Annotated in this window: 24 protein-coding genes and 1 pseudogene; 11 read left to right on the forward strand and 14 right to left on the reverse strand. The window is 73.8% G+C overall.

Going from position 1 to position 24,500, the window contains the following annotated elements; translation table 11 throughout:
* Positions 1-34: 34 nt before the first annotated feature.
* Complete coding sequence (locus BS75_RS20335) at positions 35-1,864, reverse strand: acyl-CoA dehydrogenase (protein WP_034089282.1); 1,830 nt, start codon at positions 1,862-1,864, stop codon at positions 35-37.
* A 168-nt stretch (positions 1,865-2,032) separates the two neighbouring features.
* Between BS75_RS20335 and BS75_RS20340 the strand changes: the two genes are divergently transcribed.
* Both BS75_RS20340 and BS75_RS20345 read left to right on the forward strand, forming a co-directional pair.
* Positions 2,033-2,551 (forward strand): SseB family protein, encoded by a 519-nt coding sequence (locus BS75_RS20340; RefSeq protein ID WP_034089283.1) that lies wholly within the window; start codon positions 2,033-2,035, stop codon positions 2,549-2,551.
* 160 nt (positions 2,552-2,711) lie between these two features.
* Positions 2,712-3,671 carry a pirin family protein gene (locus BS75_RS20345; protein WP_034089284.1) on the forward strand — a complete coding sequence of 320 codons (960 nt, stop codon included), beginning with the start codon at positions 2,712-2,714 and terminating at the stop codon, positions 3,669-3,671.
* Positions 3,672-3,729: 58 nt separating this feature from the next.
* Here BS75_RS20345 and BS75_RS20350 read toward each other — a convergent pair whose 3' ends face one another.
* Complete coding sequence (locus tag BS75_RS20350) at positions 3,730-4,548, reverse strand: protein phosphatase 2C domain-containing protein (protein ID WP_034089285.1); 819 nt, start codon at positions 4,546-4,548, stop codon at positions 3,730-3,732.
* A 137-nt stretch (positions 4,549-4,685) separates the two neighbouring features.
* Positions 4,686-5,339 carry an NAD(P)-dependent oxidoreductase gene (locus BS75_RS20355; protein ID WP_034089286.1) on the reverse strand — a complete coding sequence of 218 codons (654 nt, stop codon included), beginning with the start codon at positions 5,337-5,339 and terminating at the stop codon, positions 4,686-4,688.
* Between the two features lie 96 nt (positions 5,340-5,435).
* Here BS75_RS20355 and BS75_RS20360 point away from each other — a divergent pair, with 96 nt between their 5' ends.
* Positions 5,436-6,041 (forward strand): TetR/AcrR family transcriptional regulator, encoded by a 606-nt coding sequence (locus tag BS75_RS20360; RefSeq protein WP_034089287.1) that lies wholly within the window; start codon positions 5,436-5,438, stop codon positions 6,039-6,041.
* A gap of 216 nt (positions 6,042-6,257) precedes the next feature.
* Positions 6,258-6,785 carry a universal stress protein gene (locus BS75_RS20365; protein ID WP_042438506.1) on the forward strand — a complete coding sequence of 176 codons (528 nt, stop codon included), beginning with the start codon at positions 6,258-6,260 and terminating at the stop codon, positions 6,783-6,785.
* Between the two features lie 73 nt (positions 6,786-6,858).
* Here the strand turns inward: BS75_RS20365 and lysA are convergent, their stop codons facing one another.
* A complete protein-coding gene (gene lysA / locus BS75_RS20370; RefSeq protein WP_081982467.1) occupies positions 6,859-8,259 on the reverse strand; it encodes a diaminopimelate decarboxylase in 1,401 nt (466 codons plus the stop codon).
* Between the two features lie 15 nt (positions 8,260-8,274).
* Entirely contained in the window at positions 8,275-8,769 is a 495-nt protein-coding gene (locus BS75_RS46770; protein WP_081982468.1) for an SseB family protein, read from the reverse strand.
* A 308-nt stretch (positions 8,770-9,077) separates the two neighbouring features.
* Here BS75_RS46770 and BS75_RS20380 point away from each other — a divergent pair, with 308 nt between their 5' ends.
* Complete coding sequence (locus BS75_RS20380; protein ID WP_034089289.1) at positions 9,078-9,776, forward strand: hypothetical protein; 699 nt, start codon at positions 9,078-9,080, stop codon at positions 9,774-9,776.
* A 299-nt stretch (positions 9,777-10,075) separates the two neighbouring features.
* Here the strand turns inward: BS75_RS20380 and BS75_RS20385 are convergent, their stop codons facing one another.
* Together BS75_RS20385 and BS75_RS20390 are read right to left on the reverse strand one after the other, a co-directional pair.
* Positions 10,076-11,344 (reverse strand): HTTM domain-containing protein, encoded by a 1,269-nt coding sequence (locus BS75_RS20385; protein ID WP_052069561.1) that lies wholly within the window; start codon positions 11,342-11,344, stop codon positions 10,076-10,078.
* Positions 11,341-12,093: a DUF5819 family protein gene (locus BS75_RS20390; RefSeq protein ID WP_156164273.1), complete on the reverse strand. Its 753-nt coding sequence runs from the start codon at positions 12,091-12,093 to the stop codon at positions 11,341-11,343. Before BS75_RS20390 ends, BS75_RS20385 begins: the two co-directional genes overlap by 4 nt.
* 181 nt (positions 12,094-12,274) lie before the next feature.
* Between BS75_RS20390 and BS75_RS20395 the strand changes: the two genes are divergently transcribed.
* The 5 genes and pseudogenes from BS75_RS20395 to BS75_RS20410 all read left to right on the forward strand — a co-directional run bounded on the left by BS75_RS20395 (position 12,275) and on the right by BS75_RS20410 (position 16,997).
* Positions 12,275-13,426, forward strand: coding sequence for an acyl-CoA dehydrogenase family protein (locus BS75_RS20395; protein WP_034089290.1), 1,152 nt, complete (start codon positions 12,275-12,277; stop codon positions 13,424-13,426).
* 29 nt (positions 13,427-13,455) lie between these two features.
* The gene (gene mobA, locus BS75_RS52255; RefSeq protein ID WP_081982469.1) at positions 13,456-14,100 is read left to right on the forward strand and encodes a molybdenum cofactor guanylyltransferase; all 645 of its coding nucleotides are present in this window, start codon (positions 13,456-13,458) and stop codon (positions 14,098-14,100) included.
* A gap of 135 nt (positions 14,101-14,235) precedes the next feature.
* Positions 14,236-14,289, forward strand: a pseudogene (locus BS75_RS52260) (hypothetical protein); the annotation flags it as partial.
* A 360-nt stretch (positions 14,290-14,649) separates the two neighbouring features.
* On the forward strand, positions 14,650-15,909 hold the full coding sequence (locus BS75_RS20405) for a molybdopterin molybdotransferase MoeA (RefSeq protein ID WP_231608154.1): 1,260 nt from the start codon (positions 14,650-14,652) through the stop codon (positions 15,907-15,909).
* The gene (locus BS75_RS20410) at positions 15,906-16,997 is read left to right on the forward strand and encodes a potassium channel family protein (protein WP_034089291.1); all 1,092 of its coding nucleotides are present in this window, start codon (positions 15,906-15,908) and stop codon (positions 16,995-16,997) included. Before BS75_RS20405 ends, BS75_RS20410 begins: the two co-directional genes overlap by 4 nt.
* Before the next feature lie 7 nt (positions 16,998-17,004).
* Here the strand turns inward: BS75_RS20410 and BS75_RS20415 are convergent, their stop codons facing one another.
* Positions 17,005-17,388 (reverse strand): hypothetical protein, encoded by a 384-nt coding sequence (locus tag BS75_RS20415; RefSeq protein ID WP_034089292.1) that lies wholly within the window; start codon positions 17,386-17,388, stop codon positions 17,005-17,007.
* 131 nt (positions 17,389-17,519) lie between these two features.
* Between BS75_RS20415 and BS75_RS20420 the strand changes: the two genes are divergently transcribed.
* Positions 17,520-18,497, forward strand: coding sequence for an NAD(P)H-quinone oxidoreductase (locus BS75_RS20420; RefSeq protein ID WP_034089293.1), 978 nt, complete (start codon positions 17,520-17,522; stop codon positions 18,495-18,497).
* A gap of 36 nt (positions 18,498-18,533) precedes the next feature.
* On the opposite strand, the gene BS75_RS20425 is transcribed toward BS75_RS20420, so the two are convergent.
* The 6 genes from BS75_RS20425 to BS75_RS20450 are packed head-to-tail and all read right to left on the reverse strand — an operon-like array spanning position 18,534 to position 24,452.
* A complete protein-coding gene (locus BS75_RS20425) occupies positions 18,534-18,986 on the reverse strand; it encodes a DUF6917 domain-containing protein (protein ID WP_042438504.1) in 453 nt (150 codons plus the stop codon).
* The gene (locus BS75_RS20430; RefSeq protein ID WP_034089294.1) at positions 18,983-19,906 is read right to left on the reverse strand and encodes a Gfo/Idh/MocA family protein; all 924 of its coding nucleotides are present in this window, start codon (positions 19,904-19,906) and stop codon (positions 18,983-18,985) included. The genes BS75_RS20425 and BS75_RS20430 overlap by 4 nt, the downstream gene beginning before the upstream one ends.
* The gene (locus tag BS75_RS20435; protein ID WP_231607840.1) at positions 19,903-21,099 is read right to left on the reverse strand and encodes an Ldh family oxidoreductase; all 1,197 of its coding nucleotides are present in this window, start codon (positions 21,097-21,099) and stop codon (positions 19,903-19,905) included. Before BS75_RS20435 ends, BS75_RS20430 begins: the two co-directional genes overlap by 4 nt.
* Entirely contained in the window at positions 21,075-22,427 is a 1,353-nt protein-coding gene (locus tag BS75_RS20440) for a M20/M25/M40 family metallo-hydrolase (protein ID WP_042438500.1), read from the reverse strand. Before BS75_RS20440 ends, BS75_RS20435 begins: the two co-directional genes overlap by 25 nt.
* The gene (locus BS75_RS20445) at positions 22,424-23,377 is read right to left on the reverse strand and encodes a sugar phosphate isomerase/epimerase family protein (RefSeq protein WP_081982470.1); all 954 of its coding nucleotides are present in this window, start codon (positions 23,375-23,377) and stop codon (positions 22,424-22,426) included. The genes BS75_RS20440 and BS75_RS20445 overlap by 4 nt, the downstream gene beginning before the upstream one ends.
* The gene (locus BS75_RS20450) at positions 23,367-24,452 is read right to left on the reverse strand and encodes a Gfo/Idh/MocA family oxidoreductase (RefSeq protein ID WP_034089295.1); all 1,086 of its coding nucleotides are present in this window, start codon (positions 24,450-24,452) and stop codon (positions 23,367-23,369) included. Before BS75_RS20450 ends, BS75_RS20445 begins: the two co-directional genes overlap by 11 nt.
* Positions 24,453-24,500 lie beyond the last annotated feature (48 nt).

The raw sequence follows: 24,500 nt of genomic DNA on the forward strand, positions 1-24,500 counted from the left end.
TTGCCGTGCGAACGCTGTGCCGGGAAAGCGGTGCTCAGAAAGCGGCTTCGGGCAGGTCCATGATCGCGTTGTCGACGCCCTCGACCAGCAGGCGCTGGGCGTGGACCGGGGGCAGCACGGTGCGGGTGAAGAGACGGGCCGCGGCGATCTTGCCCTGGTAGAAGGCCACGTCGCGGTCGGAGGCGCCGGCCGCCAGCTTGGCCTGGGCCACGGCGGCCTGGCGCAGCAGCAGCCAGCCGAGCACGACGTCGCCGGAGGCCAGCAGCAGCCGGGTGGTGTTCTGGCCGACCAGGTACATGTTGCGGACGTCCTGCTCGACCGAGCCGAGCTGGGCCAGCATCGCGCCGACGATGGCCTCCAGGTCGCCGGCCGCGGCGGCGAGGAACTCGCGCTCGGCGGCCAGGTCGTCGCCGCCGAGGCCGGAGGCGATGGACTTCTGGATCTGCTCGGAGAGCGCGGTCAGCGCCTGCCCCTGGTCCTTGACGATCTTCCGGAAGAAGAAGTCCTGGCCCTGGATGGCCGTGGTGCCCTCGTAGAGGGTGTCGATCTTGGCGTCCCGGATGTACTGCTCGATCGGGTACTCCTGCAGGTAGCCGGAGCCGCCGAAGATCTGCAGCGACTGGGCCAGCTGCTCGTAGGACTTCTCCGAGCCGTAGCCCTTGACGATCGGCAGCAGCAGGTCGTTCAGCCGCTCGGCCGCGTCGGCGGACTCGCCGCGCGCCTTGAGCAGCTGGATCTCGTCCTGGACCGAGGCGGTGTAGAGCACCAGCGCGCGCATGCCCTCGGCGTACGCCTTCTGGGTGAGCAGCGAGCGGCGGACGTCCGGGTGGTGGGTGATGGTGACCCGGGGCGCGGCCTTGTCCAGGAACTCGGCGAGGTCGGGACCCTGCACCCGCTCCTTGGCGTACTCCAGGGCGTTCAGGTAGCCGGTGGAGAGGGTGGCGATGGCCTTGGTGCCGACCATCATCCGGGCGAACTCGATGATGCGGAACATCTGCCGGATGCCGTCGTGCTTCTCGCCGAGCAGCCAGCCGCGGGCGGGGTGCTTGGCGCCGAAGGTGAGCTCGCAGGTGTTGGACGCCTTGAGGCCCATCTTGTGCTCGACGTTGGTCGCGTAGACGCCGTTGCGCTCGCCCAGCTCGCCGGTCTCCCAGTCGAAGTCGTACTTGGGCACCAGGAAGAGCGAGAGGCCCTTGGTGCCGGGGCCGTGGCCCTCGGGGCGGGCCAGCACCATGTGCATGATGTTCTCGGACATGTCGTGCTCGCCCGAGGTGATGAAGCGCTTGACGCCCTCGATGTGCCAGCTGCCGTCGTCCTGGCGGACCGCCTTGGAGCGGCCGGCGCCGACGTCGGAGCCGGCGTCGGGCTCGGTGAGCACCATGGTGGCGCCCCAGCCCTTGTCGGCCATCAGCTTGGCGACCTTCAGCTGCTCCTCGGTGCCCTCCTCGGCGATGACGCCGGCGAAGGCCGGGCCGGAGGAGTACATCCAGATGGCCGGGTTGGCGCCGAGCACCATTTCGGCGTAGGACCAGATCAGGCTGGAGGGGGCGACGCTGCCGCCGATCGCCTCCGGGATGCCGAGCCGCCACCACTCGGCGTCCATGTACGCCTGGTAGCTCTTCTTGAAGGTGTCCGGCACGGGCGCGGTGCCGGTCTCGGGGTCGAAGACCGGGGGGTTGCGGTCGGCGTCGGCAAAGGAATCGGCCAGCTCGTTCTCGGCGAGGCGGGCTATCTCGCCGAGAATGGTCTTCGCGGTCTCGACGTCCATCTCGGCGAACGGTCCGCTGCCGTAGACCTCGTCGCGTCCGAGGACCTCGAAGAGGTTGAACTCCAGGTCGCGGAGGTTCGACTTGTAGTGACCCATTACCTGCTCCGGTGTTTGCGACGGTGTTAGCGACGGCTGAGGTGCCGGGCTCCGGCGGCGGCCCCGACGCCACTACCCAGCGGTAGTTCCCATGATGCTACCCGAGGGTAACTTATTTCAACCCCGCCTGCCGGTCCATCGGGCACCGGAGTCGCTAGCCTTGGCGACGTGTACGGCTACGAGCAGACGACGAGCGGCACCGGTCCCGGCTACCAGGGCGGCCCCTACCAGCAGCAACAGCAGCAGATGGGCCAGCCCGGCATGGGCGGGCCCGCCGACGGCATGTACGGGCAGCAGCAGCCGCAGCAGCCGCTCTACCCGGAGCCCTCGCCCCCCTCCCTGGCCGACGCCGTCCGGGCGTTCACCACCGGCGCGCTGCCGGTCGAGGACTTCCAGGCGATCTTCATCACCTCCAAGGTCTACTGCCCGCGCGGCGAGCGCCCCGGCTTCCTGGCGCTGCACAACACCCCGCAGCCGGTGATCCCGATGTTCAGCTCGCTCAAGGAGCTGCGCCGCTACGCCGGCAAGGAGTCCAAGTACTTCACCGTCACCGGGGCCGAGGTGCTGGATCTGCTGCCCACCGGCTACGGGTTCGCCATAGACATGGAGGGCGAGCACCGGATGGTCTTCGACGCCAAGGCCGTGGAGCAGATGGTCGACTTCACCATGCGGCGGATGTACGGCTGACCGCCGCCCACCCCCGCCCCGCCCCCTCCAGCACGAAACGCCTGCCCGGCGGAGCCATGGCCCAGTTGTTTAACTTTCAACTTGCTTTATGTTGATGCTTCAACTACCTTGGTGGATGTCGGCGCATCCCCGTACCGACCGCAAGACCCAGGAGGTTGGCATGCCCGCCGTGACTGTCGAGAACCCGCTCGTCCTGCCGCGGGTCGAGACCCCGGATCCGATCACCAGCGTCCCCCGTCCGGTCCACCAGGTCGCCACCGCGCCCGAGGGCTTCGAGGGCGAGGGCTTCCCCGTGCGACGCGCCTTCGCGCGGATCAACACCAAGTACCTGGACCCGTTCATCATGATGGACCAGATGGGCGAGGTGGAGTACGCCGCCGGAGAGCCCAAGGGCACTCCCTGGCACCCGCACCGCGGCTTCGAGACGGTGACCTACCTGATCGACGGCAAGTTCATCCACAGGGACTCCACCGGCGGCGGCGGCTCGCTCGGCGACGGCGACACCCAGTGGATGACGGCCGGCTCGGGCATCCTCCACATCGAGACCCCGCCCGAGGACCTGGTGATCTCCGGCGGCCTGTTCCACGGGCTGCAGCTGTGGGTCAACCTGCCCGCCTCCGACAAGATGATCCAGCCCAAGTACCAGGACATCTCCGGTCAGAACGTCAAGCTGCTGACCACCCCCGACGGCGGCGCGATCCTGCGCCTGATCGCCGGCGAGATCGGCGGCGTCGAGGGGCCGGGCGCCACCCACACCCCGATCACGATGATCCACGCGACGGTCAGCCCCGGGGCGAGCATCACCCTGCCCTGGCGCAGCGACTTCAACGCGCTGGTGTACGCCCTCAACGGGCGCGGCACCGTCGGCGCCGAGAAGCGGCCGTTCGGCATGGGCCAGGCGGTGCTGTTCGGCGACGGCGACAGCATCACCGTGACCGCCGACGCCACCCAGGAGTCCCGGTCGCCCAACCTGGACGTGGTGATCCTCGGCGGCGAGCCGATCCGCGAGCCGGTCGCGCACTACGGGCCGTTCGTGATGAACAGCCACCGGGAGCTGCAGCAGGCCGTGGAGGACTTCCAGGCCGGCCGCTTCGGGCAGATCCCGGCCGAGCACAACTGAGGCAGGGCAACGGCAGGGGCCGACCGGTGGTTCACCGGTCGGCCCCTGCCGCGTGCGTTCAGAACCGGGCGTAGACCACCGTGGCGTCGTCCCTGGCCTTGCCGCGCGGCCAGCGGGCACAGGCCGGGTCGGTGCTCTCGACCTCACGGACCCGGCGCAGCAGCTCGGCCGGGCCCCGGTCGTCCAGCAGCTTCATCGCGTCCGGCCAGCCGCCCAGGTCGAAGCGCTCCACATAGCGCGAGGCGCCGTCGCTCAGCGCCGCGAAGGCGCGCAGCTCGGACAGCGGGACGCTGCCGGTCTCGGCGTGCTCGGCCGCCCGGGGCAGGGCCGCCGCGATCCACGGGCCGTGCTCGGTGTTCCGGGCGGCCCGCACCGCCAGGGCGTAGCGCATGTGCAGGGTCAACCGCTCGGGACTGCCCGGCACGGTCGCCTGGACCTCGCGGCGCAGCCGCTCGCCGGCCGGGAAGGGCTGGTTGTCGCCGATCACGGCGATGCTGCCGAAGCGGTCGAGGACCAGCAGCGAATCGCCGAGCACCAGGTACTGGAGCGCCGCCCCGTGCCGGCGCACCGCCACCACCATCGCGGCCGGGGTGTTGGGATGGGACAGGTCGCAGCGGGCCCCGTGCAGCGACGCCGTCTCGGCGATGGCGTCGCTGAGGCACTGGGCCATCGTCCGGTCGGCACGGTCGACCAGGCGTGCCAGCAGGTGCACCCCCAGCCTCCGCGCGTACCAGGCCGTGCCGTGCTCGCAGCCCGACTCCATCGCCGCCGGCGAACTCGACCCGTCCAGCAGCACCAGGGCCTCCGGCGTGGCCACCGCGAAGTCCTCGCTGACCCGCTCCGGGCGCTGCGCCTCCCCCGCCATCTCTATGCGCATGGGAGCCAGTGTGGGGCCGCCGGTTCGCGGTTGACAGGCCTTTGCGCGGGCTGTCGCCCGAAAGGGGAAGGACGGCGGAAAGCGGACGCCCGGACATCCGGGATGTGGTGGGGCGGCGGCCCTCGGCGACCCGTCCGTCAGCTGGCCACGCCGACGGTCTGCTTCAGCGACGCCGGGTCGTCGAGCAGGGACAGCATGGCGTGGGCGAGGTCGGCGCGCGGGATCGACCGGCCCGCCAGCGGCGCCCCGATCGAGATCCGGTAGTGGCCGGTCAGCGGCTTGTCGGTGAGCTGCGGCGGGCGCACCGAGGTCCAGTCCAGGCCACTGCTCCGCAGTTCCTGCTCCATGGCGGCGAGGTCCGCATAGACGTTGCGCAGCACCCGGCGGATGCCGGGCACGGCGACGGTGCGCATCAGCAGCGAGTCGTCCGGAGCGGTCGGGCCCACCGGGGCGGCGCTGATCACGACGATCCGGCGGACCTGCTCGGCCTCCATCGCGCGCACGATCGACCGGGTAGCGGCGGTGGCGATGCCGGCCGCCTTGCGGTTGCCGGGTCCGATTCCGGAGAGCACGGCGTCGCGTCCGGCGACCGCGCCGCGCAGTGCCTCGGCGTCGGTGACGTCCGGGACGGCCACCACCCGCAGGGCGCTCCGGGCGGAGTGGCCGGTGATGCCGGCGTCCAGCCGGGCCGGGTCGCGGACCACGGCGGTGACCGTGTGGCCCCGGTCGAGCGCCTGTCGGACGAGCTGGCCGCCGGTTCCGCCGGTGGCTCCGAACACGGTGAGATCCATGTCCCCTCCCAGGGGGTGAGTATTCACTCACCATCTATAGTGAGCATTCACTCACCCCCTCGTCAAGCCGCTCCCCTTCTCAGCGACAGGCCCGCCATGACTCAGACGCCCACCCGCGAACGGCTCCTCGACTCGGCCGAGCGCCTGCTGCGCACCATCGGCCTCGCGCGGACCACCACCAAGGAGATCGCCCGCGCCGCACAGTGTTCCGAGGCCGCCCTCTACAAGTACTTCAGCAGCAAGGAGGACCTGTTCGTCGCCGTGCTGCACGAGCGGCTGCCCTCGCTGATGCCGTTGCTGGCGGAGCTCACCGCCCGGCCCGGGTCCCGCACCCCGGAGCAGGCACTGACCGAGATCGCCCGGACGGCCACGCTGTTCTACGAGGCGAACATGCCGATCGCCGCCTCCCTCTTCGCCGAGCCGGGCCTGCTGCAGCGGCACCGCGAGGGCCTGCGCCCGCTCGGCGCCGGACCGCAGCAGCCGCTGCTGGCGCTGGCCCGCTACCTGGAGTCGGAGCGGGAGCACGGACGGCTGCGGGCCGACGCCGACCCCGAGGCGGCGGCGGCACTGCTGCTCGGGGCCTGCTTCCAGCGGGCCTTCCTGCGCCACTTCCTCGGCGAGAGCGGGACGGCCGAGCCCGAGGGCGCGGTCGACGGCTTCGCCGCCGGCCTCACCCGCACCCTGCTGGGCGGGCTGACCTGAGGACTCCGGGGCCGAGAGTCAGGACGGCGTCAACGAAACGGCTGGCGGCGTATGCGGCGCGCTAAGGGACTAGCGGTCGAAGTTCAGCGGATGTCCACTTAAGTGAAGGGTGTTTCGCAGTGGCGCCATGTGAATCATGGCTGCTAGGCTGAAATCACCAACGAAACGAAGGTTCGATCACTGTAAGGGTCGGACCCGTAGAAGGAAGCGATACCCATGGCCGAGCGCACGCGAGTCATCGTCGGCGTCAGCGGATCCCTGAGCAGCCTGGCCGCCCTCCACCAGGCGGCCGAGGAGGCCCGGCTCCGCGACGCCGTGCTGGTGCCCGTGCTTGCCTGGACCCCGGCCGGCGGCGAGCTCGAATACCGTCGCCGGCCCTGCCCCCGGCTGCTGGCAGCCTGCGAGCAGGCCGCGCGCGAGCGCCTGGACACCGCCTTCGAGCAGGCCTTCGGCGGCTACCCGGAAGGGCTGGCCGTCCAGCCGATGGTGGTCCGCTGCCGCAACGCCGGCCAGGCCCTGGTCGAGATCGCCGACCGCCCGGACGACCTGCTCGTGGTGAGCACCGGCCGACTGGGCCGGCTCGGCCGGATGTTCCACAGCCCCGTCAGCCGCCACGTCCGGGCCCACGCGGTCTGCGGCGTCGTCCCGGTGCCGCCCTCCGAGCTGCTGGAGACGCTGGAGCGGACCACCCGCGACGGCCGGCGGAACCCGGCGCCGCGGCTGCGGGTCCACGCCGGCCACTGACCGCCGCTGCTCCCCGCGAGCGCCGACGCCCCTGCGGCGTCGGCGCTCGCGGCGTATCCGCGGCGGGTCCGCCTCAGCGGCCGATGTCCCGGCGGCGGAAGTCGTCCAGCGTCTCCCGGCGCAGCAGCATCCGGGAGGCGCCGTCCCGCACCGCGACCAGGGGCGGGCGCCCGACCAGGTTGTAGCCGGAGGCCATCGACAGGTGGTACGCCCCGGCGACCGGCACCGCGACCAGGTCGCCGGCCCGGATGTCGGCCGGCAGCCGGACCTCCGGCACCAGCACGTCCCCGGCCTCGCAGTGCCGCCCCACCACACAGGCGTCGGTCAGCGGCGCGTCCGCGGCGACGGCCCTGCCCACCAGGGTGGCCGTGTAGCGGGCGTCGTAGAGGGCGGGGCGCGGGTTGTCGCTCATCCCGCCGTCCACGGCGACGAAGGTCCGGCCGCCCATGGTGTGCTTGACGGCCAGGACCCGGTAGACGGCGACCCCGGCCGGGCCGACCACCGCGCGTCCCGGCTCGACCGCCAGCCGGGGCACGGCGAGGCGGTGGCGCGCGCACAATTCGGCCAGCCTGGCGTTCACCCGCTCCGCGAACTCCGCCAGGTCCAGCGCCGACTCGCCCGCACGGTAGGGGACGGCGTGCCCGCCGCCGAGGTCCAGTTCGGGCAGCGCGATCCCGTGCCGGTCCCGGATCGCGGCCAGCAGCGGGACGACCCGGTCGAGGGTGTCGAGATAGGGCCCGACCTCGGCGATCTGCGAGCCGAGGTGGCAGTGCAGCCCGGCCAGTCGCAGCCGGGGCTGGTTCAGCACCCGCTCGACCGCGTCGGCGGCGTCCCCGGCGGCGATGGAGAAGCCGAACTTCTGCTCCTCCACACCGGTCCGCACGGCCGCGTGGTGGCCGGCCGACACACCGGGGACGACCCGGACGAGCACGTCCTGCGGACGCTCGGGCGAGGCGAGCACCGCCAGCCGGGCGATCTCCGAGAAGGAGTCCACGACGATCCGGCCGACGCCCAGCCGGACGGCGGCGGCCAGTTCCTCCGGGCTCTTGGCGTTGCCGTGCATGACGATCCGCCCCGCCGGGAACCCGCAGGTCACGGCATGCTCCAGCTCGCCGCCCGAGCAGACATCCAGGCCCAGGCCCTCCTGTTCGACCCACTCCGCCATCGCGCCGCAGAGGAACGCCTTCGCCGCGTAGACCACGTCGGCGCCGGGCAGCGCCCGGCGGTAGGCGCGGCAGCGGGAGCGGACCTCGGCCTCGTCCAGGACGTAGAGCGGGGTCGCGTAGCGGGCGGCGAGCCGGCTCAGGCCGACGCCGCCGACCAGGACGTCCTGGTCGGTGCGCAGCGCGCCGGCGGGCCAGGGGCTGCCGGCCGGGACCGCGTCCGGCGGGACGACGGCAGCGGCAACGGCGGAGGCGACGCTCGCGGCGGCGGCGTGGCCGGCCGCGTCGGAGGCGGGGCGGGTGACGAGCACGGAGGTCTCCCTCTCTTACGGGGTGGTGCGGTGACGGGACGGCGGACGGGGCGCGGGCCCCGTCCGGCCGTTCACCGGACGGAGGTCACGAGAGCAGTTGCAGCAACAGGTCGGCGGCTCCGACCGCGACCGTGGCGCGGAAGACGCCGTTGAGGCCGGAGTCCCAGGAGCGTCCGCGCGTCCTGACCGGGGCGCCCGCCATGGCGGGCGCCGTGGCGGCCACTGGTGCGGCGGGGGCGCGGTCGGCGGGGCGACCGGCGGCGCGACCAGGTTGGGGTCGACCACCAGGGCATCGACGCCGAGCGGCCGGGCGAGGTCGCGCAGCGCGGGCTCGGCCAGCGGGACCCAGTCCTGCCGCTCGCCGAGCACCTCCCGGAGCCGGTCCTCGGAGGTGAAGGCGACGGCGCAGCGCGAGCCGTCGCGCTCGCGGAACAGCCGGAGGGCTGAGCCGTAGCCGGCGTTGCGCACCGGCACACAGAGCAGGGGGTGGTGGATATGGTCCTCGGACACGTCCGATCGGTCCTTTCCTACGGGCCCGGAGCCAGTCCTGAGGCCGGGCCACACCTCGAAGCTAAGCCCGTCGCCCGGGTCGCGGAGTCCGCCCTGACGTCACGTTGATCGCCTCCGGGCCGACGCTGACGATGCCTTGACGAGACCGGGGGCGAGACCGGGGGCGCCGAGTGGAATTGGTTGCTAATGACACATCAAGAATGGTGATGTGTTGATCCGTTGGTATTGAAACCGATTTCATCGGAGTCATACGCTCGATGAGCCGGGTCGTCCACCGTGGTACGGCCCCGGTTTCCAGGGAGTCCGCCATGAGCGATGTCATTCCCGTCCTGCTATTCCTCTGCCTGGCCGGGACATTCACCCTGGTCCCGCTGCTCGGCCCGCGCCGGGCGCAGCGGCACTGCCGGGAGGCCCTCCGCGCACTGCAGGCCCGGTACGGGTTCACCCCCGAGCCGGACGGGCACCAACTGTCCGAACTCTCCTCACTGCCGCCGTTCCACTACGGGCGGCGCCGGCGCGTGGTCGACCCGGTGCGGGGCGCCTTCGCCGGACTGCCGGCCGAGGTCTTCGGCTATACCTGCGAGGAGAACGGAACCGCGCACTGGTACCTGGTCGCGATGGTCCGACTGGGTCGGACCCTTCCGCCGTTCGAGGTCCAGCACGAGCCGGTGTTCACCTCCAGCAAGGTCCACTACACCTGGACCGACGACCGGCAGGAGACCGGCGTGGCGGAGTTCGACGCGACCCACCGGGCCGCCTCCCCGGACGAGCGGCTGTCCCGGACGCTGATCACGCCCGGCCTGGCCCGGACGCTGATGGCGGCACCGGAGACCTTCGACCTGCGGATCGAGGGCGGGCTGCTGGTGCTCTGGCGGCGGGACGGCTGGAGCGACAGCGGGGCCCTGGTCGACTGCTGCCTGACGGCGGTGCACGCCCTCGCCCAGGTGCTCGACCTGGACCCGGACCAGTTCGACGCCCCGAGGTCGATCCCGGGGCAGGGCGGCTGAGGGTGACCGCCCCGAGCCCGGCGGACGTGGGCCGACTCCCCCTGTTGGAGTCGGCCCACAGCCCTGACCGGTTCACGGTGGACCAGGCGCCCACCGGCCGGACCGCACCGGCGGTCCGCCGTCGCTCCTCCCCCGGTCCCGTTCACCCGTCCGGGGAGGGACGGGCGCGACGCCAGGTTCCCCACGAACCGGGCGTCGATGCGGGAGCGGGCTCTCGGCGACGGCGGAACCGGCATGACGTCCCTGCCTGACCGGACGACCGCCGTGCGTTCCCGGTGGTGCCGCAGGACCACCGGGATTCACTCTCCGGCCCGGCCGGGCCCCCCGTCAGCTGCGCTGACGTGGTCCTGATGGCCCCGTCCCGGTTCTTGACGCGGCATTGGCACCACCGCCGGGAGCGCCGCGGAGGGCCTCCGCCGGAGCCCTCCGGCCCGTCGCGCCAGCCCGTCGCCGACCCGGATCAGGAACGGGGTCGGCAGGAAGACCGCGTCGGCGGAGACCATGGCGAGCGAGAAGAACGGCAGCCCCAGGGTCACCGCGATGGCGAGGTGCTCGGCCATCATCAGCACCAGCAGCACGTTCTTGACCCGCCGGTGGAAGACCAGGAACGGGAAGGACACCTGCACCGCCACGGTGCCGTAGGTGATCAGGAACACCGGCACCGGCTGCGCCGCCAGCGCATGGGCCAGCCCCGGCCAGGGGTCGAAGTAGGCCAGGTGGAGCGGGTAGTAGAGGGCGCTGCCGCCCTGCCAGAGCGAGCCCTGGACCTTGTACCAGCCGGCTGTCGCGTAGATCAGGCAGACCTCCACCGCGATCACCAGCATCGCGCAGTTGTGCAGCATGGTGGCGAGGGTGTCCAGCACCGCGCGCGGCTCGCCCTCCGGGTCGCGCCGGCCCAGCCACCACCAGGCGCCGCCCAGCAGCCAGAAGCCCCAGAAGACCGTGCTCCAGGAGTACAGCCCCGGGCTGAGCATGCCCGACTCGGCGATGCCGCTGAACTGCGCCCAGGCCAGCAGCAGGCCCGTCGCCGTCCACAGCAGGACGCCGGTCCGGCCGCCGTCGGCACGCTCGGGGTGCAGTCGGCGGCGACGGGCGTCCAGCGACCAGACCGTGCCGCAGCGGGTGAAGGCCAGGTAGGTCGCCATCAGGTGGACCACGTTGTCACCGCCGTCGCCGACCAGCACGCTGCGGTTCTCGATCGACAGCACCAGCACCAGGAACAGCACCGACATGGTGCGGGTCCGCCAGCCGAGCAGCAGCAGGACGCTGACCACGATGGCGAGCGTGTACACGCCCTCGAACCACCAGCGGTTCCCCGACCAGGCCAGCACCGTGAAGGCGTGGTTGGCCGCCAGCATCTGCCGGGCCAGGTCCAGGCTCCAGGCGGTCCGGTCGCCGTAGAGCTCGCGCCGGTTCGGCCACTCGCGGAGCAGGAAGCCGCCGAAGCAGAGCGCGAAGCCGATCCGGACCATGGCGGCCTGGTAGGGCGCCTGCGGCCGACCGGTGAACCGGTCCCGGAGGAGCAGGGTCTGCTGCCACAGCCCGACCGGCGGGGCGGCGGCGCTCACCGGTCGGCTCCCGACGGGCCGAGCCCCTGGACGTCGGCGGCGGAGACCGTCCACCAGCCGAGGGTGCTGACCGTCGCGGTCGCCGTCGCCGGGGCGCCGGTCCACGCCGGTCCGGTGATCGGGGTGGACACCGAGCGGAACTCGATCCGGTCGATCGGGAGACCGTGCCAGTCCCGGCCCAGCCGCTGCACGGCGATCCGCAGCAGGTACTGCTGCGACAGCGGGCCGCCGTAGCCCAGCGAGGAGCCGCCGGTGGAGCTGTGCCAGACGGTGTAGTAGTCCCAGGCGCGGCGCAACAGGTTCTGGTCCAGGTGGCTGGGGAAGGGGTTGCCCCGGATCCGGGCGAGGTCCTGGGCGGTGAGGTCGGTCCAGCCGGAGGCGCTCTGCCCGCCGCTGCGGTCCGGAACGGCCACCCTGACCTCGACCGCGAGGTTGTCCTGGAGCGGGTTGGGGGCGAACAGCTGCCAGTTCTGCTCGAACTCGGGGTAGACGTAGCCGTTGATCTGGGTCTGGTACTGCTGCGAGAGGGTGTTCGAGGGCGCGACCGCCAGGAAGACCGCGACCAGGTGCCAGGCGGTGGCCAGCAGCAGCACCGTCGCGCCGCCGGCCAGCACGGTCAGCGCGGGCCGCGACCAGCGCCGGTCGGCGGGATCGGGGTCCGGGACGGCGGGATCGGGAGCTGCGGCGGGATCGGGGTCCGGCACGGCGGGGTCCGGGACGGCGGGGTCGCCGCCGGGCTGCTCTGCCACGCACACCTGCTTCACCACGTCCGCTGGGTCGACCCGAACGCTACTGACCCGGTCCGGCCGCCGTCAGCCGGAGTCGGAGATCCACCGCCCCGCCTGCCCCGGTCCTGGTCCTGGACTTCCCATCTCCTAGAACCTGTTCTAATCTGACGAGTCGTCACATCCGGTCGTGGAAGGGGCAGCCGTGGACTTCACCCTCAGCGAGGAGCAGCAGGCCGCAGCCGAGGCGGCACGCGCGGTCTTCGCCGACGTGCCTCCGGACGGAGGCGTCCCCAGTCCCGCCGTCGGCATCGAACCGATCGCCGCCGACTTCGACCGGGAGCTCTGGCAGCGCCTCGCCAAGTCGGACCTGCCCGGCATCGCACTGGACGAGCAGTACGGCGGATCGGGTCTCGACCCGGTCGCCTGGTGCCTGGTGCTGCGCGAGTCCGCCCGCGTACTCGCCCGCGTCCCGCTGCTGGAGACCGGCGCGGCCGCGCTGGCGGTGCAGCGCTACGGCAGTGAGGAGCAGCGCCGTCGGCTGCTGCCGGAGGTGGTCGGCGGACGGCTGCTGCTCGGCGTCGCACCCCATGGCCGCAGCGGGCACGAGGCCGCCGACCTCGCCGTGCGGGCCGAGCCCGACGGGGCCGGCTGGACCCTGCACGGCGTGCAGACCGCCGTCCCCTACGCCCAGCTCATGGACAGGGTGCTGGTGCCGGCCCGGGCGGCGGCCGGGACGCTGCTGCTGCTGGTGGACCCGCACGCGCCCGGCGTGGAGCTGCGCCGCCAGGTGTCCGCCCGGGGTGAGCTGATGGCCGAGATGGTGCTGGACGGGGTCCGGGTCGACCCCGCCGGACAGCTGGGGGACCCGGTTCCGACCGGCGCCAACTGGCAGTACGTGCGCGGCCTGCTGATCGTCGGCACCGCCGCGCTCTGCCTCGGGCTGGGTGAGCAGATCCTGCGGATCACCTCCGACTACACCAGCAAGCGCGAACAGTTCGGCCATGTCGTGGCCACTTTCCAGGCCGTCGCCATGCAGGCCGCCGACCGCTACATCGACCTCCGGGCGATGGAGGTCACCCTGTGGCAGGCCGCCTGGCGGATCGGCCTGGACCAGCCGGAGCTGTCCGGACGGCTGCCGCTGGCGGCCGACCTGGCCACCGCCAAGGTCTGGTCCGCCGAGGGCGTGCGGACCATCGCCTCCACCGCGCAGCACCTGCACGGCGGCATCGGCGCGGACCTGGACTACCCGCTGCACCGCTACCACGCCTGGGCCAAGTACCTGGAGCTCTTCCTCGGCCCGGCCCCGGCGTTCGAGCAGGAGGTCGGCGACATCCTCGCCGAGCACGCGCCCTGAGCGGGCCGCCGGTGGCCGATACTGGCCGGATGACGACGGCTTCCGGCTCGGCTCCCGACGCTCTCGACTCTCCCGGCGCTTTCGACGCCGTGGTACTGGCCGGCGGCGCGGCCCGGCGGCTCGGCGGCGCGGACAAGCCCGCGCTGCGGATCGGCGGCAGCACCCTGCTCGACCGGGTGCTGGCCGGCTGTGCGGGGGCGCGGACGACGATCGTCGTCGGCCCGGAGCGGAGGACCGTGCGACCGGTCCGCTGGGTGCGCGAACAGCCGCCCGGCGGCGGCCCGGTGGCGGCGATCGCGGCGGCGCTGCCGCTGGTGACGGCCGACACCGTGCTGCTGCTCGCGGCCGACCTGCCGTTCTTCGCCGCCGCCACGGCGGCCCGGCTGCTCGCGGCGCTCGACGACGGTGCTGCGGGCCCGGCCGGTGCCGCGGGTCCGGCCGCCGCCGTGCTCACCGACGCCGACGGCCGCGCCCAGCCGCTCGCCGCCGCCTACCGGACCGCGCCGCTGCGCGCGGCGCTCGCCCGGCTGCCCGAACCCGCCGGACTCGCCCTCCGCCGCCTGGTCGGCGAGCTGCCGACCCGTCAGCTGGCGGACGTGGACCGCGCGGCCGAGGACTGTGACACCTGGGAGCAGGTGGAACTCGCGGAGGAGCGCGCACGCGGCACCGGCTGAGCGGTGGGCGGAGGGAAACGAAGTCGACACCACCCCTTGCACGCTCCCGGGCCGTCCATCGGCGACGATGGGTGGGTGCTGGATGACTGGATCACCGCTGTGAAGTCCGAACTGGGCATCGACCTGGACGTCGATGTGACCGGTCTGCTCGACATGACCCGGGACGTGGCCCACGGTGTGGCCCGGCCGGCCGCGCCGCTGACCGCCTTCCTGGTCGGCTACGCCGCCGCGCGGGCGGGCGGGGCGCCGAGGCCGTCGCCGAGGCGAACCGGGCGGCGTCCGCCCTGGCCGTCGCCTGGTCCGCGAACGCCGACAGGGCCGCCAAGGCCGACGCCGGGGCTGCCGGCAAGCCGGAGAGCCCGAAGCCGGAGGCCCCGAGCAAGCCGGAGACCCCGGGCACGCCGGAGACCCCGGGCCGATGACCGTCGACTCCGAGGCCGACAGCGATCTGCTCAGCCCCTACCCCTACCTCGTCCGGGAGCGTCCCGTGCCGCCGCCCGCCCCGCGAGCCCGGCCCCCGGCGCCGACCAGCCGCGCGGGTCGGCGCCGCTGTCCTGGGCGCAGGCCCGCCGCCGCGCCGAACGCGCGGGCGGGGCACCGCTGCCCGCCGTCCGGCTGGCGCTCGCGGACGCGCTCGGCGGGGTGCTCGCGGTCCCGCTCGAAGCGCTCACCGACCTGCCGGCCTTCGACACCTCCGCGATGGACGGATGGGCCGTGGCCGGCCCCGGCCCCTGGCTGCTCGGCACCCGGCGCACCAACGCCACCACCGCCGCCACCGCCGCCACCGAGCAGACCGGCCCAGCCCTCGCCGGGCAGGTCCTCGCCGGGCAGTGCGCGCCGGAGCGGCTCGCCGACGGCACCGCCGTCCGGATCGCCACCGGCGCCCAACTGCCTCCCGGCGCCACCGCCGTGCTCCGCCGCGAGGACGGCCGGGTGGACCGCGACCGCAACGGCGGCGAACTGCTGCACGACGACGGGACCAGCCCGCTGGACCTCGGCCGGGACATCCGCCCGCGCGGGCAGGAGTGCCACAGCGGCGAGCCGCTGCTCCCGCCCGGCACCCTGGTCACCCCGGCCGTGCTCGGGCTGGCCGCCGCCGCCGGCTGCGACCAGCTGTCCGTCCACCGCCGGCCCAGCGTCGAACTGCTGGTCCTCGGCGACGAACTGCTCGACTCGGGGCTGCCGCGCGACGGCCGGATCCGGGACGCCCTCGGTCCGCTGCTGCCGTCCTGGCTGCGCAGCTACGGCGCCCGGGTCACCGCCGTCCGGCGGATCGGCGACGACCTCGGCCTGCTCCGGGACGCGCTGCTGCGCAGCCCCGCCGACGTCGTGGTCACCACCGGCGGCACGGCGGCCGGGCCGGTCGACTTCCTGCACACGGCGCTCACCGAAATCGGCGCCAAGCTGCTGGTCGACGGGGTGAACGTGCGCCCCGGGCATCCGATGGTGCTGGCCGTGCTGCCCAGCGCGGCGGGCCAGCTGACCCGGCGTCATCTGATCGGACTGCCCGGCAACCCGCTGGCCGCCGTCGCCGGGGCGGTCACCCTGGCCGAGCCGCTGCTGCGGGCCCTCTCCGGCTGCGCACCCGGCGAGCCCTACCTGGTCGAGGCGGCGGTGCCGCTGCCCGGGCACCACGAGGACACCCGGCTGCTCCCGGTCGCCCTGCCCGCGCGCGGCGTGCTGCCGCTGGCCTTCGACGGCCCGGCGATGCTGCGCGGCCTGGCCCTGGCCGAGGGCCTGGCCGTGGTGCCGCCCGGCGGGCTGCCGGCCGGGGCGCGGGTCGAGGTACTGGAGGTCCCCGAGGCATGACCCGAGGCAGCAGGAAGCCCCCGCCGCCGGGCAGTTCCGAGGAGCAGAACACCGAGCTCCGGCAGATCCTGCTGCCGACGGCCTCCTCCGGCCCGCAGCGGCAGGTCAGCCGCCGGGTGCTGCTGGCCACGGCGGTGCTCGCGGTGACCGTGGTCCTGGTCTACCTGGGCCGGGACGGCTACCACGACAACGCCTATCCGCACCTGAACTTCCTCGGTGCGCTCTACTACGCCACGGTCTCCCTCTCGACCACCGGCTACGGCGACATCACCCCGGTCAGCACCGCCGCCCGGCTGACAAACGTCTTCCTGATCACGCCGCTCCGGGTGGTCTTCCTGATCGTCCTGATCGGCACCACCCTGGAGGTGCTGACCGACCGCGGGCGCAAGCTGCTGCGGATCAAGCACTGGAGGTCCGCGTTGAAGCGACAGACGGCCGACACCGGCCACACGGTCGTCATCGGCTACGGCACCAAGGGCCGCAACGCCGTGGAGACCCTGCTGGTCAAGGGCGTCCCGAAGAACCGGATCGTGGTGATCGACCCGCAGCACCGGTCGATCCAGTCGGCCAACGAGAACGGGCTGGTCGGCATCCTCGGCGACGCCACCCGCACCGAGGTGCTGCGCCGGGCCGAGGTCGAGCACGCCGCCCACGTCATCATCGGCGCCCAGCGGGACGACACCGCCGTCCTGGTCACCCTGACCGTCCGGCAGCTGAACACCAGGGCCACCGTCGTGGTCGCCGCCCGCGAGGACGAGAACGTCCCGCTGCTGCGACAGAGCGGCGCCAGCGTCGTGGTCACCAGCTCCAGCTCGGCCGGGCGGCTGCTCGGCATGTCCACCCTCAGCCCCAATGCCGGCGCCGTCCTGGACGACCTGCTGACGGTGGGCAGCGGGCTGGACGTGATCGACCGACCGGTCACCGCGCCCGAGGTCGGCGGCTCCCCGCACGACTGCGGCGACCTGGTCATCGCCGTGGTCCGGGAGGGACAGCGGCTCGCCTACACCGACCCGGCGGCGAGCCCGCTGCTGGCCGACGACCGGCTGATCGCCATCCGCCGCGCCCGGCCGGCGGCAGCGCCGCGCTGACGGCCCGCTACCCCTGCGCCGAGCCCCGGTCCGGGTCGATCAGCGTGGGGGCGAAGACGATGCCCAGCGGCTCGGGCCCGATGTACTGCTGGCAGTTGCACGGCCGCGCCTCGTAGCGGAGCGGCTTCCGGTCGGCGTCCCAGGCGGTCGCGGTCTCGACCTCCTCGTGGCACTTGCCCGAGCGGTCGTGCTTGGCGAGGTGGTGGGTGCAGCCGCAGACGGGCTCCGGCGGCCGCTTCGCTGCCTCCACCGCGAGTCGCTTCTGCTCCTTGGCCTTGAAGACGTCCATCCGTCGCTCATGACGGGTCATCAGTCCGCGCCGGGCCGTGTCGGCCACCTTCCCGCCCGCCACGACGACGACCGGGATCAGCCACCACAGTGATCCGTCCATGCCGGCCCCTCCTCCCCGGTCGACCGCCGAGGACCAGTCTAGGCTGCGGCCCCGCCGCCGTCAGGTGGCCGGACGGCGGGGGACGGCGCAGTTCACGGCGGGACGCCCGCGAGGACGGTAGCGTCGGGACCATGCGTGCAATCACGGTTGTTCAGCCCGGCGGCCCCGAGTCCCTGGTTCTGGCAGATGTCCCCGACCCGGTGCCCGGACCCGGCGAGGTGCTGGTCGACGTGGCCGCCTCCGCGGTCAACCGGGCCGACGTCCTGCAGCGGCAGGGGTTCTACGACCCGCCGCCCGGGGCCTCGCCCCACCCGGGCCTGGAGTGCTCCGGCCGGATCGCCGCGATCGGCACCGGGGTCTCCGGCTGGGCCGTCGGCGACGAGGTCTGCGCACTGCTCTCCGGCGGCGGCTACGCCGAGCAGGTGGTCGTCCCGGCCGGGCAGCTGCTGCCGGTTCCCCAGGGGATGGACCTGGTGACGGCGGCCGCCCTGCCCGAGGTCGTCTCAACGGTATGGTCCAACGTCTTCCAGGTCGCGCACCTGCGCCCGGCGGAGATCCTGCTGGTCCACGGCGGCTCCAGCGGCATCGGGACGATGGCGATCCAGCTCGGCAAGGCCATCGGCGCCAAGGTCGCCGTCACCGCCGGCAGCCCGGAGAAGCTCGAAGCCTGCCGCGCCCTGGGCGCCGACATCCTGATCAACTACCGCGAGCAGGACTTCGTCGAGGAACTGCGCGAGACCACCGCCGGACACGGCGCCGACGTCATCCTGGACGTCATGGGCGCCAAGTACCTCGACCGCAACCTCGACGCCCTCGCCCTCAACGGCCGCCTGGTCATCATCGGCATGCAGGGCGGCGTCCAGGCCGAACTCAACCTCGGCAAGCTCATGGCCAAGCGCGCCGCCATCGCCGCCACCGGCCTCCGCGCCCGCCCGCTGGACGAGAAGGCCGCCATCATCGCCTCCGTCCGCGAGCACGTCTGGCCACTCATCGAATCCGGCACCGTCAAGCCCGTCGTCGACCGCGTCCTCCCGCTCGCCGACGCCGCCGAGGCCCACCGGCTGATGGAGAGCAGCACCCACATCGGCAAGATCCTGCTCCGGGTCTGAGCGCGGTCGTGGCCCCTGCCCCGCCCCGGCCCCGGGTCAGGGGCGGGCCTGCGGCTCGAAGGCGACCCGGGTCTCCGGGGCCAGGGCGAGGTCGGAGCCGGTCAGCGTGGTCGGCGTCGCGATCAGGATGTTGTAGTGGTTGGGGAAGTGGCAGGCGTCGAAGCCGAGCACGGTGCCGACGGCGTGGTCGCCGATCCGGACGGTGTCGCCGCGGTCGATCACACCGGCCCGCTCCAGCTCCACGAAGCCGAGGAAGCCGACGCGGTCGATCCGGGCGCCGGGCGAGGAGTCGGCGTGGTCGGTGGTCACCAGCTCGTGCACCTCGCCCACCCGGACGCAGCGGCTGGCGTACGGCTCCAGCGACATGCCCCGGTCCTCGCGCCGGTGCAGCAGCACCTTGACGAGCGAGCCGTGGACGGTGCGCTTGGGCCCGTTCTCGCGGATGGCGGCGATGGCGGCGGCGATGGCGGAGGTGCGGGTCGTGGTCATCGGGCGACCGCCAGTTCGGCGCGGTAGGCGGCCTCGACCAGCTCCAGGGCGGGCAGGCCGCCGTCGGCCGCCCGGGTGGCGGCCGGCTCGGCCAGGAGCCTGGTGAAGTCGTCGAGGATGCCCGCGTACTCGTGCCGCAGCGACTCCTTGAAGCCCTGGTAGCCGGCCAGCAGGTCGGCCCTGAGCACCGTTCCGTCAGTCAGCGTCGCTTCCACGTCCTTGAGTTCGCCGTCGTACGACCAGTCCAGCTCCACCTGCGCCGGCACTCCGGCGGCGGAGGACAGGGCCACGGAGGCGCGGCGGTCGGTGCCGGTCGCGTCCCGCTCGATCCGGGCGCCGGTGACCGCGGCCTCGCCGAGCAGCAGCCGGACCAGGTCGAAGGCGTTCGGACCGTTGTCGGCCACGCAGCCGCCGCCGCATCGTGCCGGGTCCAGGTACCAGCGGTCGCGGCCGACGTGCTCCTCGATCCGCTCGAAGTAGCGGACCGTCAGCGACGCCACCGGGGCCCGGTCGGGCAGGAGTTCGGCGAGCGCCCGGACATGGGAGTTGTACCGCCGGTGGAAGGCGGTGAGCAGCAGCGCTCCCGAGGTGTCGGCGAGCCGGGTGAGCCGGCGCGCGTCGGCGGTGGTGATGGCCAGCGGCTTCTCCACGCACAGCGCCCGGCCTGCGGCGAGGACGTCGTGGCCGATGCCCGCGTGGGCGTCGTTGGGCACGGTCACGATGACGCCGTCCGGGAGCTCCCGGGCCAGCAGCTCGCGGTGGTCCCGGTAGCAGGGCACCCGGCCCCGCCAGGGTGCCAGGTTGGCCTCGTCCAGGTCGCAGACGGCGGCCAGCCTGGCGTTCGGCGCGGCCTCGATCGCCGCGAGGTAGAACCGGGAGATCACGCCGAGCCCGACGACGGCGAAGGAACAGGGGCTCATCGGCCCACCTCGGCTTCGGCGGCGGTGGCGGCGGCGGTGGCGGCGGTGGGCGGCAGGCGGAGGCCGTGCGCCTGTGCCAGCTCGGCCAGTTCCCGGTAGCGGGCCGGGTCCAGCAGTACCCCGTCCCGCAGTTGGGCCTGGCTGCGCTCGCCCTCCGCCCAGCCGGGGTAGCCGACGGGGCGGGCCGGGTCGACCGGCGGGCAGGCCAGCAGGCTGCCGAAGAGGCCGCCGCTGTCGTCGGTGAAGCCCGGCGCGGGGCGCAACAGGTCCGGGGCGATCGCGGCCACCAGGTAGCCGATGTCGTCGTCCCGGCCGGAGGGTCCGCCGTCCCCGTCCAGTGCCTCCGGGGCGGGTCCCAGCCCGGCGCCGCCGACCAGCGCGCTCAGCACCTCGACCACCAGGCCCAGGCCGTAGCCCTTGTAGCCGCCGGTGGCCGGGTCCCCGCCGAGCCAGCGCAGGTGCGACTCGCCCCGGTCGAAGGAGGCCGGGTCGGTGACCGGGCGGCCCGCGTCGTCGGCCAGCCAGCCGGTCGGGACCGCCTCCCCGGCGCGGGCGGCCGCGCGGATCCGGCCGGTGGGCACCACCGTGGTGCTCATGTCCAGCACGAAGGGGTGGTGCCGCCCGGCCGGGGCCGCCACGCTGAGCGGGTTGGTGCCGAGCATCGCGACCCGGCCACCCGGGGGGCGGGCGATCCGCTGCCGACCGCAGTTGGACGCGACGAGGCCGACCATGCCGCTGCCCACCGCCCGCAGCGCGTGGTGTCCGGCACAGCCCAGGTGGGTGGCGCCGCGCACCGAGACCAGGCCGATCCCGTACTGTCCGGCCCGCTCGACGGCCAGGTCCATGGCCGCCCCGGCGGCCCACAGCCCCAGCGCCCGGTGGGCGTCCAGCAGGACGGCCGCGCCGCGGTCGGCGAGCACCTCGGGCTCGGCGGCCGGGTCGACCCGGCCCTCCTCGAACAGCGGCAGGTAGAGCCGGGTGAGGTTGGCCAGGCCGTGCGAGCTCATCCCGGTGAGGTCGCCGTAGCACAGGGCCTCGGCGGCGGCCAGGGCCCGCTCGGGCCGCAGACCATGCAGCGCCAGCAGGTCGCCGACGAAACCGACGAGGTCCTGGTGGCGGACCCGGAGGTCGACGGACGGCCCTGCCTGGGGCGGCAGGGACTGCTGGCTCAGTTGCGGACTGGTGGGCGGCACGGGGTGCTCCCCTCCTCCTGGATCGGCGCGGACGGACTGGGCAGGTGGGCGTATCGGTCACGGAAGGCGGCGAGGAGGCGCGGCACGGCTGCCGCGAACGCCTCCAGGTCGTCGAGGTCGGCGAACTCGCCCCGGGCGTGGGCGTGGTTGGCGTCCAGGCTGCCGGGGCCGAGGACCACGGTGTGGGTGTCGGGGACCCCGGCGAGCCAGATGGCGTCGCAGGTGAAGGCCGGCTCGGCGGCCGGCCAGGACGGGACGCCGGCCGCCGCGAGCAGCGAACTACCCCAGTCCGAGCGGGAGTCGAGGGCCGGCAGGCCCCGCTTGAGCCAGTCGAGCCGGGTCACCCGGGCGGCGTCGGCGGCGGTCCGGGCGAACCGGCGGCTGTCCGCGAAGCGTTGGGAGAAGGCACGCAGCCCGCCGTCGAGCGACTCGGCCAGGCGGCGTTCCAGCCGGTCCGCGGTGGCCCGCGAGTCGTAGGAGAGGTTGATCAGCAGCTCGCCGGTGCCGTAGACGCGGTTGTGCAGTCGGCCGGTGTGCAGGCCCGCCAGGCAGAGCTGGCCCGCGGCCGGGTCCAGCTCCGGGTCCAGCTCGGCGGCCAGGTGCTGGGCGAGGAAGCCGAGCAGCACCCCGGCGTTGTGGCCGGCCTCGGGGCGGTCGTCGACGGCGTCCTCGCCGACGACCCGCAGCCGCGCGGTCATCGACGCCGTGCTGCGGGCCAGGGCGCGACCGCCGGTCGGTTCGCAGAAGACATTGAGGCGGCCGTAGTACCCGGCCTCGACCAGCGGCCGGGTGCCGATGGTGCCGAGCGCGCCGCCCTCCTCGCCGGACACCGCCTGGATCAGGATCCGGGTGTCGTCCGGAAGGTTCGGCTGTCCGGCGAGGGCGGAACGCAGTCCGGCGAGCAGGGCCACGGCCGGCCCCTTGGCGTCGACCGCCCCGCGACCATGGAAGCGGCTGCCGTCGAAGGAGACCGGCTCGGCCCCGGCCACGGTGTCCAGGTGGACGTTGAACATCACCGTGCGGGACCGGAGTTCGCTGTCAGGACCGAGGCTCAGCACCAGGCTGGGCTGACAGGCCAGGAACTCGGGCTGCTCGACCACCGCCCGACGCACCGACAGTGGGACGTCGGCGCGGTCGGCGCACTCGGGCGGCGCCGGGGCGTGGTGCGCGACGCGGAAGCCGAGCCCGGCCGCCGCCGCCGCGTAGCTGCGCTGGGCCTGCCAGAGGGCGGGGGGCGGAGCGCCGGCCCCGGTCTCCAGCGGCCCGGCCGTGGGCAGCCGCAGCAGTTCCAGCAGCAGCGCCCGGTCGGCGGGGGTGAGCAGGCTCACCGCGCACCCTCCGGTCCGGCGGGCGTGGAGTACCGGACCGCCGGGTCGGGCAGGACCTCGCGGTCCAGCAGCCGCCGCAGTGACCGGCCGCACTCGTCGAAGGCGGCACGGCAGACCTCGGGCTCGGCCCGGTAGTCCTCGTGCGGGCGCACCGCGACATGCGGCTCGATGGACAGCGCGCCCCGGTAGCCGTGCGCGAGCAGCAGCCGCACCGCCTCCGCCACCCGCAGTTCGCCGGTGCCGGGCGGCCGGTAGACCGGAGCGGGGCCGAGCACCGCGTCCTTGATGTGGACGTGGTGGACGTGCCGCGTGTACGGCAGCAGTTGCCGCAGCAGCTGATGCCCGTCGTAGCCGTGGGCGGGCCCGTTGCCGGTGTCGAAGAGCAGGCCGAAGGCGGTGTCGCCGGCGGCCTCCAGCAGCCGCAGGGCCCGGGAGGCGTCGGCTCCGGCCCAGCCCGAGCAGTTCTCGTGCAGCAGCATCAGCCCGGCGTCGGCGGCGCGTTCGGCCAGGGCGGTGATCCGGCGGGTCGCCTCCCGTTCCCAGGCCGCCTCGTCCAGGCCGCCGTCGGGGTAGGACATCACCCGTACCAGCCGGGTGCCGAGAGCCGCGCAGCGGCGGGCCAGCACCTCCAACTCGCGCAGGTCCTCGGCGAAGTCGCCGGTGGCCGGCCGGGACCAGCCGCCGATCCGGGCGTCCACGGCGACCACGCCGACACCGGCGTCGGCCAGTCGGCCGGCCGTCCGCTCGAAGGCGGGTTCGGACAGTTCGGCGAGCGCGACGCCGTCCACCGACCGCAGTTCCAGGCTGTGCCAGCCCAGCGTGGTGACGGCCTCGATCTGCCCGTCGATGCCGAGCGCGGCCTCGTCGCCGATGCCGGTGCAGGTCACACCGGGACCGACGAGACCGGCCCGGCCCCGGAGCGGGGTGGGTTCGAGCAGTTCAGGGGACATGCGAGAGCTCCCGTTCGGGGTGGTCCTCGATCACCGGCGGACCGCCGTCGGCGGCGCCGAACTGCTTCGCCCGGCTCAGCAGTTCCACGACCCTGAACTGCCGTTCAAGGTCGGCCCGGAAACCGGGTCCACCGGCGAACCCGGCGGCGAACCCGGCGTAGCTGCGCAGCACGAAGGCGGTGAGCGCGTCGTCGGCGAAGACCTCCGGGGCCGCGGGCGGCCCGGACTCCCCGGTCGTGAACCTCAGTTGGGCGTACTCGTCGTCGGCGCTGCCGGGGTAGTGGCCGACGGCGGTCCCCCGGTCGAAGTGCAGGGTGATCCGTCGCTCCCGCACCGGCGAGGTGAGGTCGGAGTGGATCTCACTGCGCACGCCGCTGTGGTGGCGCAGTCCCAGCCTGGCGCTGCCGAGCCGGGGCAGCAGTGCGGACCCGAGCGCCAGGTCGGTGGTACCGGCGGCGGTGACCTCGGCGTCCCCGGCGAGCTGGAGCAACACGCCGAGCGCGTGCGGCACCTCGATGTCGAAGGCGGTGGGATGCCCGCAGGTGGCCAGCGAGCGCTGGAAGCGCGGCTTGTACTGGATCACGTCGATGCCGCGCAGCCGCCCCGGCCCGGTCGGCGACGCGTCGGCGACCAGCCGGACCAGCCGGTCGGTGAGTACGCTCGCCGACCACGGCGCCACCACCGCGACCTCGGCCTTCGACGCCTCGAAGAGACCGGCCAGGGAGCGGAGTTGCGTGGGCTCGACCGCCAGCGGCTTCTCCAGCACCAGTCGGCGGTAGCCGAGGTCGAGCAGCCGGCCGACGATGTCGACCCGGGCGACGGGCGGGGTGCAGACATGCACCACGGTCCGGTCGGGCGGCGGCAACTGGGCGACATGCCGCAGTGAGGCGGCCAACCGCAGCTCCGGGCCCGCACCGGAACCGCCCGAACGCCCGGCTCCGGCGGGGTGGGGGTCGACGCCGACCAGCGGTCCGGGCGCGAACAACTGCGGCTGCGCCCGCCGGGCACGCAGCAGCACCGGAATGTGCAACCCGGCTCCCGCACGGCCGAGACCGACCACGAGCGTGTGGAACATCGCCTGGAGCAGCCTTCCTTGGGAGTGTTGCGGCGCTGGTCAGCCTGT

The organism is Streptacidiphilus albus JL83 (assembly GCF_000744705.1).
GTDB classification, from domain to species: Bacteria; Actinomycetota; Actinomycetes; order Streptomycetales; family Streptomycetaceae; genus Streptacidiphilus; species Streptacidiphilus albus.

Bases quoted from the DNA above. Each gene is read 5' to 3' on its own strand.
- BS75_RS20335 (WP_034089282.1), bottom strand. From the start codon at position 1,864: ATGGGTCACTACAAGTCGAACCTCCGCGACCTGGAGTTCAACCTCTTC.
- BS75_RS20345 (WP_034089284.1), top strand. From the start codon at position 2,712: ATGCCCGCCGTGACTGTCGAGAACCCGCTCGTCCTGCCGCGGGTCGAG.
- BS75_RS20350 (WP_034089285.1), bottom strand. From the start codon at position 4,548: ATGCGCATAGAGATGGCGGGGGAGGCGCAGCGCCCGGAGCGGGTCAGC.
- BS75_RS20355 (WP_034089286.1), bottom strand. From the start codon at position 5,339: ATGGATCTCACCGTGTTCGGAGCCACCGGCGGAACCGGCGGCCAGCTC.
- BS75_RS20360 (WP_034089287.1), top strand. From the start codon at position 5,436: ATGACTCAGACGCCCACCCGCGAACGGCTCCTCGACTCGGCCGAGCGC.
- BS75_RS20365 (WP_042438506.1), top strand. From the start codon at position 6,258: ATGGCCGAGCGCACGCGAGTCATCGTCGGCGTCAGCGGATCCCTGAGC.
- BS75_RS20380 (WP_034089289.1), top strand. From the start codon at position 9,078: ATGAGCGATGTCATTCCCGTCCTGCTATTCCTCTGCCTGGCCGGGACA.
- mobA (WP_081982469.1), top strand. From the start codon at position 13,456: ATGACGACGGCTTCCGGCTCGGCTCCCGACGCTCTCGACTCTCCCGGC.
- BS75_RS20410 (WP_034089291.1), top strand. From the start codon at position 15,906: ATGACCCGAGGCAGCAGGAAGCCCCCGCCGCCGGGCAGTTCCGAGGAG.
- BS75_RS20415 (WP_034089292.1), bottom strand. From the start codon at position 17,388: ATGGACGGATCACTGTGGTGGCTGATCCCGGTCGTCGTCGTGGCGGGC.
- BS75_RS20420 (WP_034089293.1), top strand. From the start codon at position 17,520: ATGCGTGCAATCACGGTTGTTCAGCCCGGCGGCCCCGAGTCCCTGGTT.
- BS75_RS20425 (WP_042438504.1), bottom strand. From the start codon at position 18,986: ATGACCACGACCCGCACCTCCGCCATCGCCGCCGCCATCGCCGCCATC.
- BS75_RS20430 (WP_034089294.1), bottom strand. From the start codon at position 19,906: ATGAGCCCCTGTTCCTTCGCCGTCGTCGGGCTCGGCGTGATCTCCCGG.
- BS75_RS20445 (WP_081982470.1), bottom strand. From the start codon at position 23,377: ATGTCCCCTGAACTGCTCGAACCCACCCCGCTCCGGGGCCGGGCCGGT.
- BS75_RS20450 (WP_034089295.1), bottom strand. From the start codon at position 24,452: ATGTTCCACACGCTCGTGGTCGGTCTCGGCCGTGCGGGAGCCGGGTTG.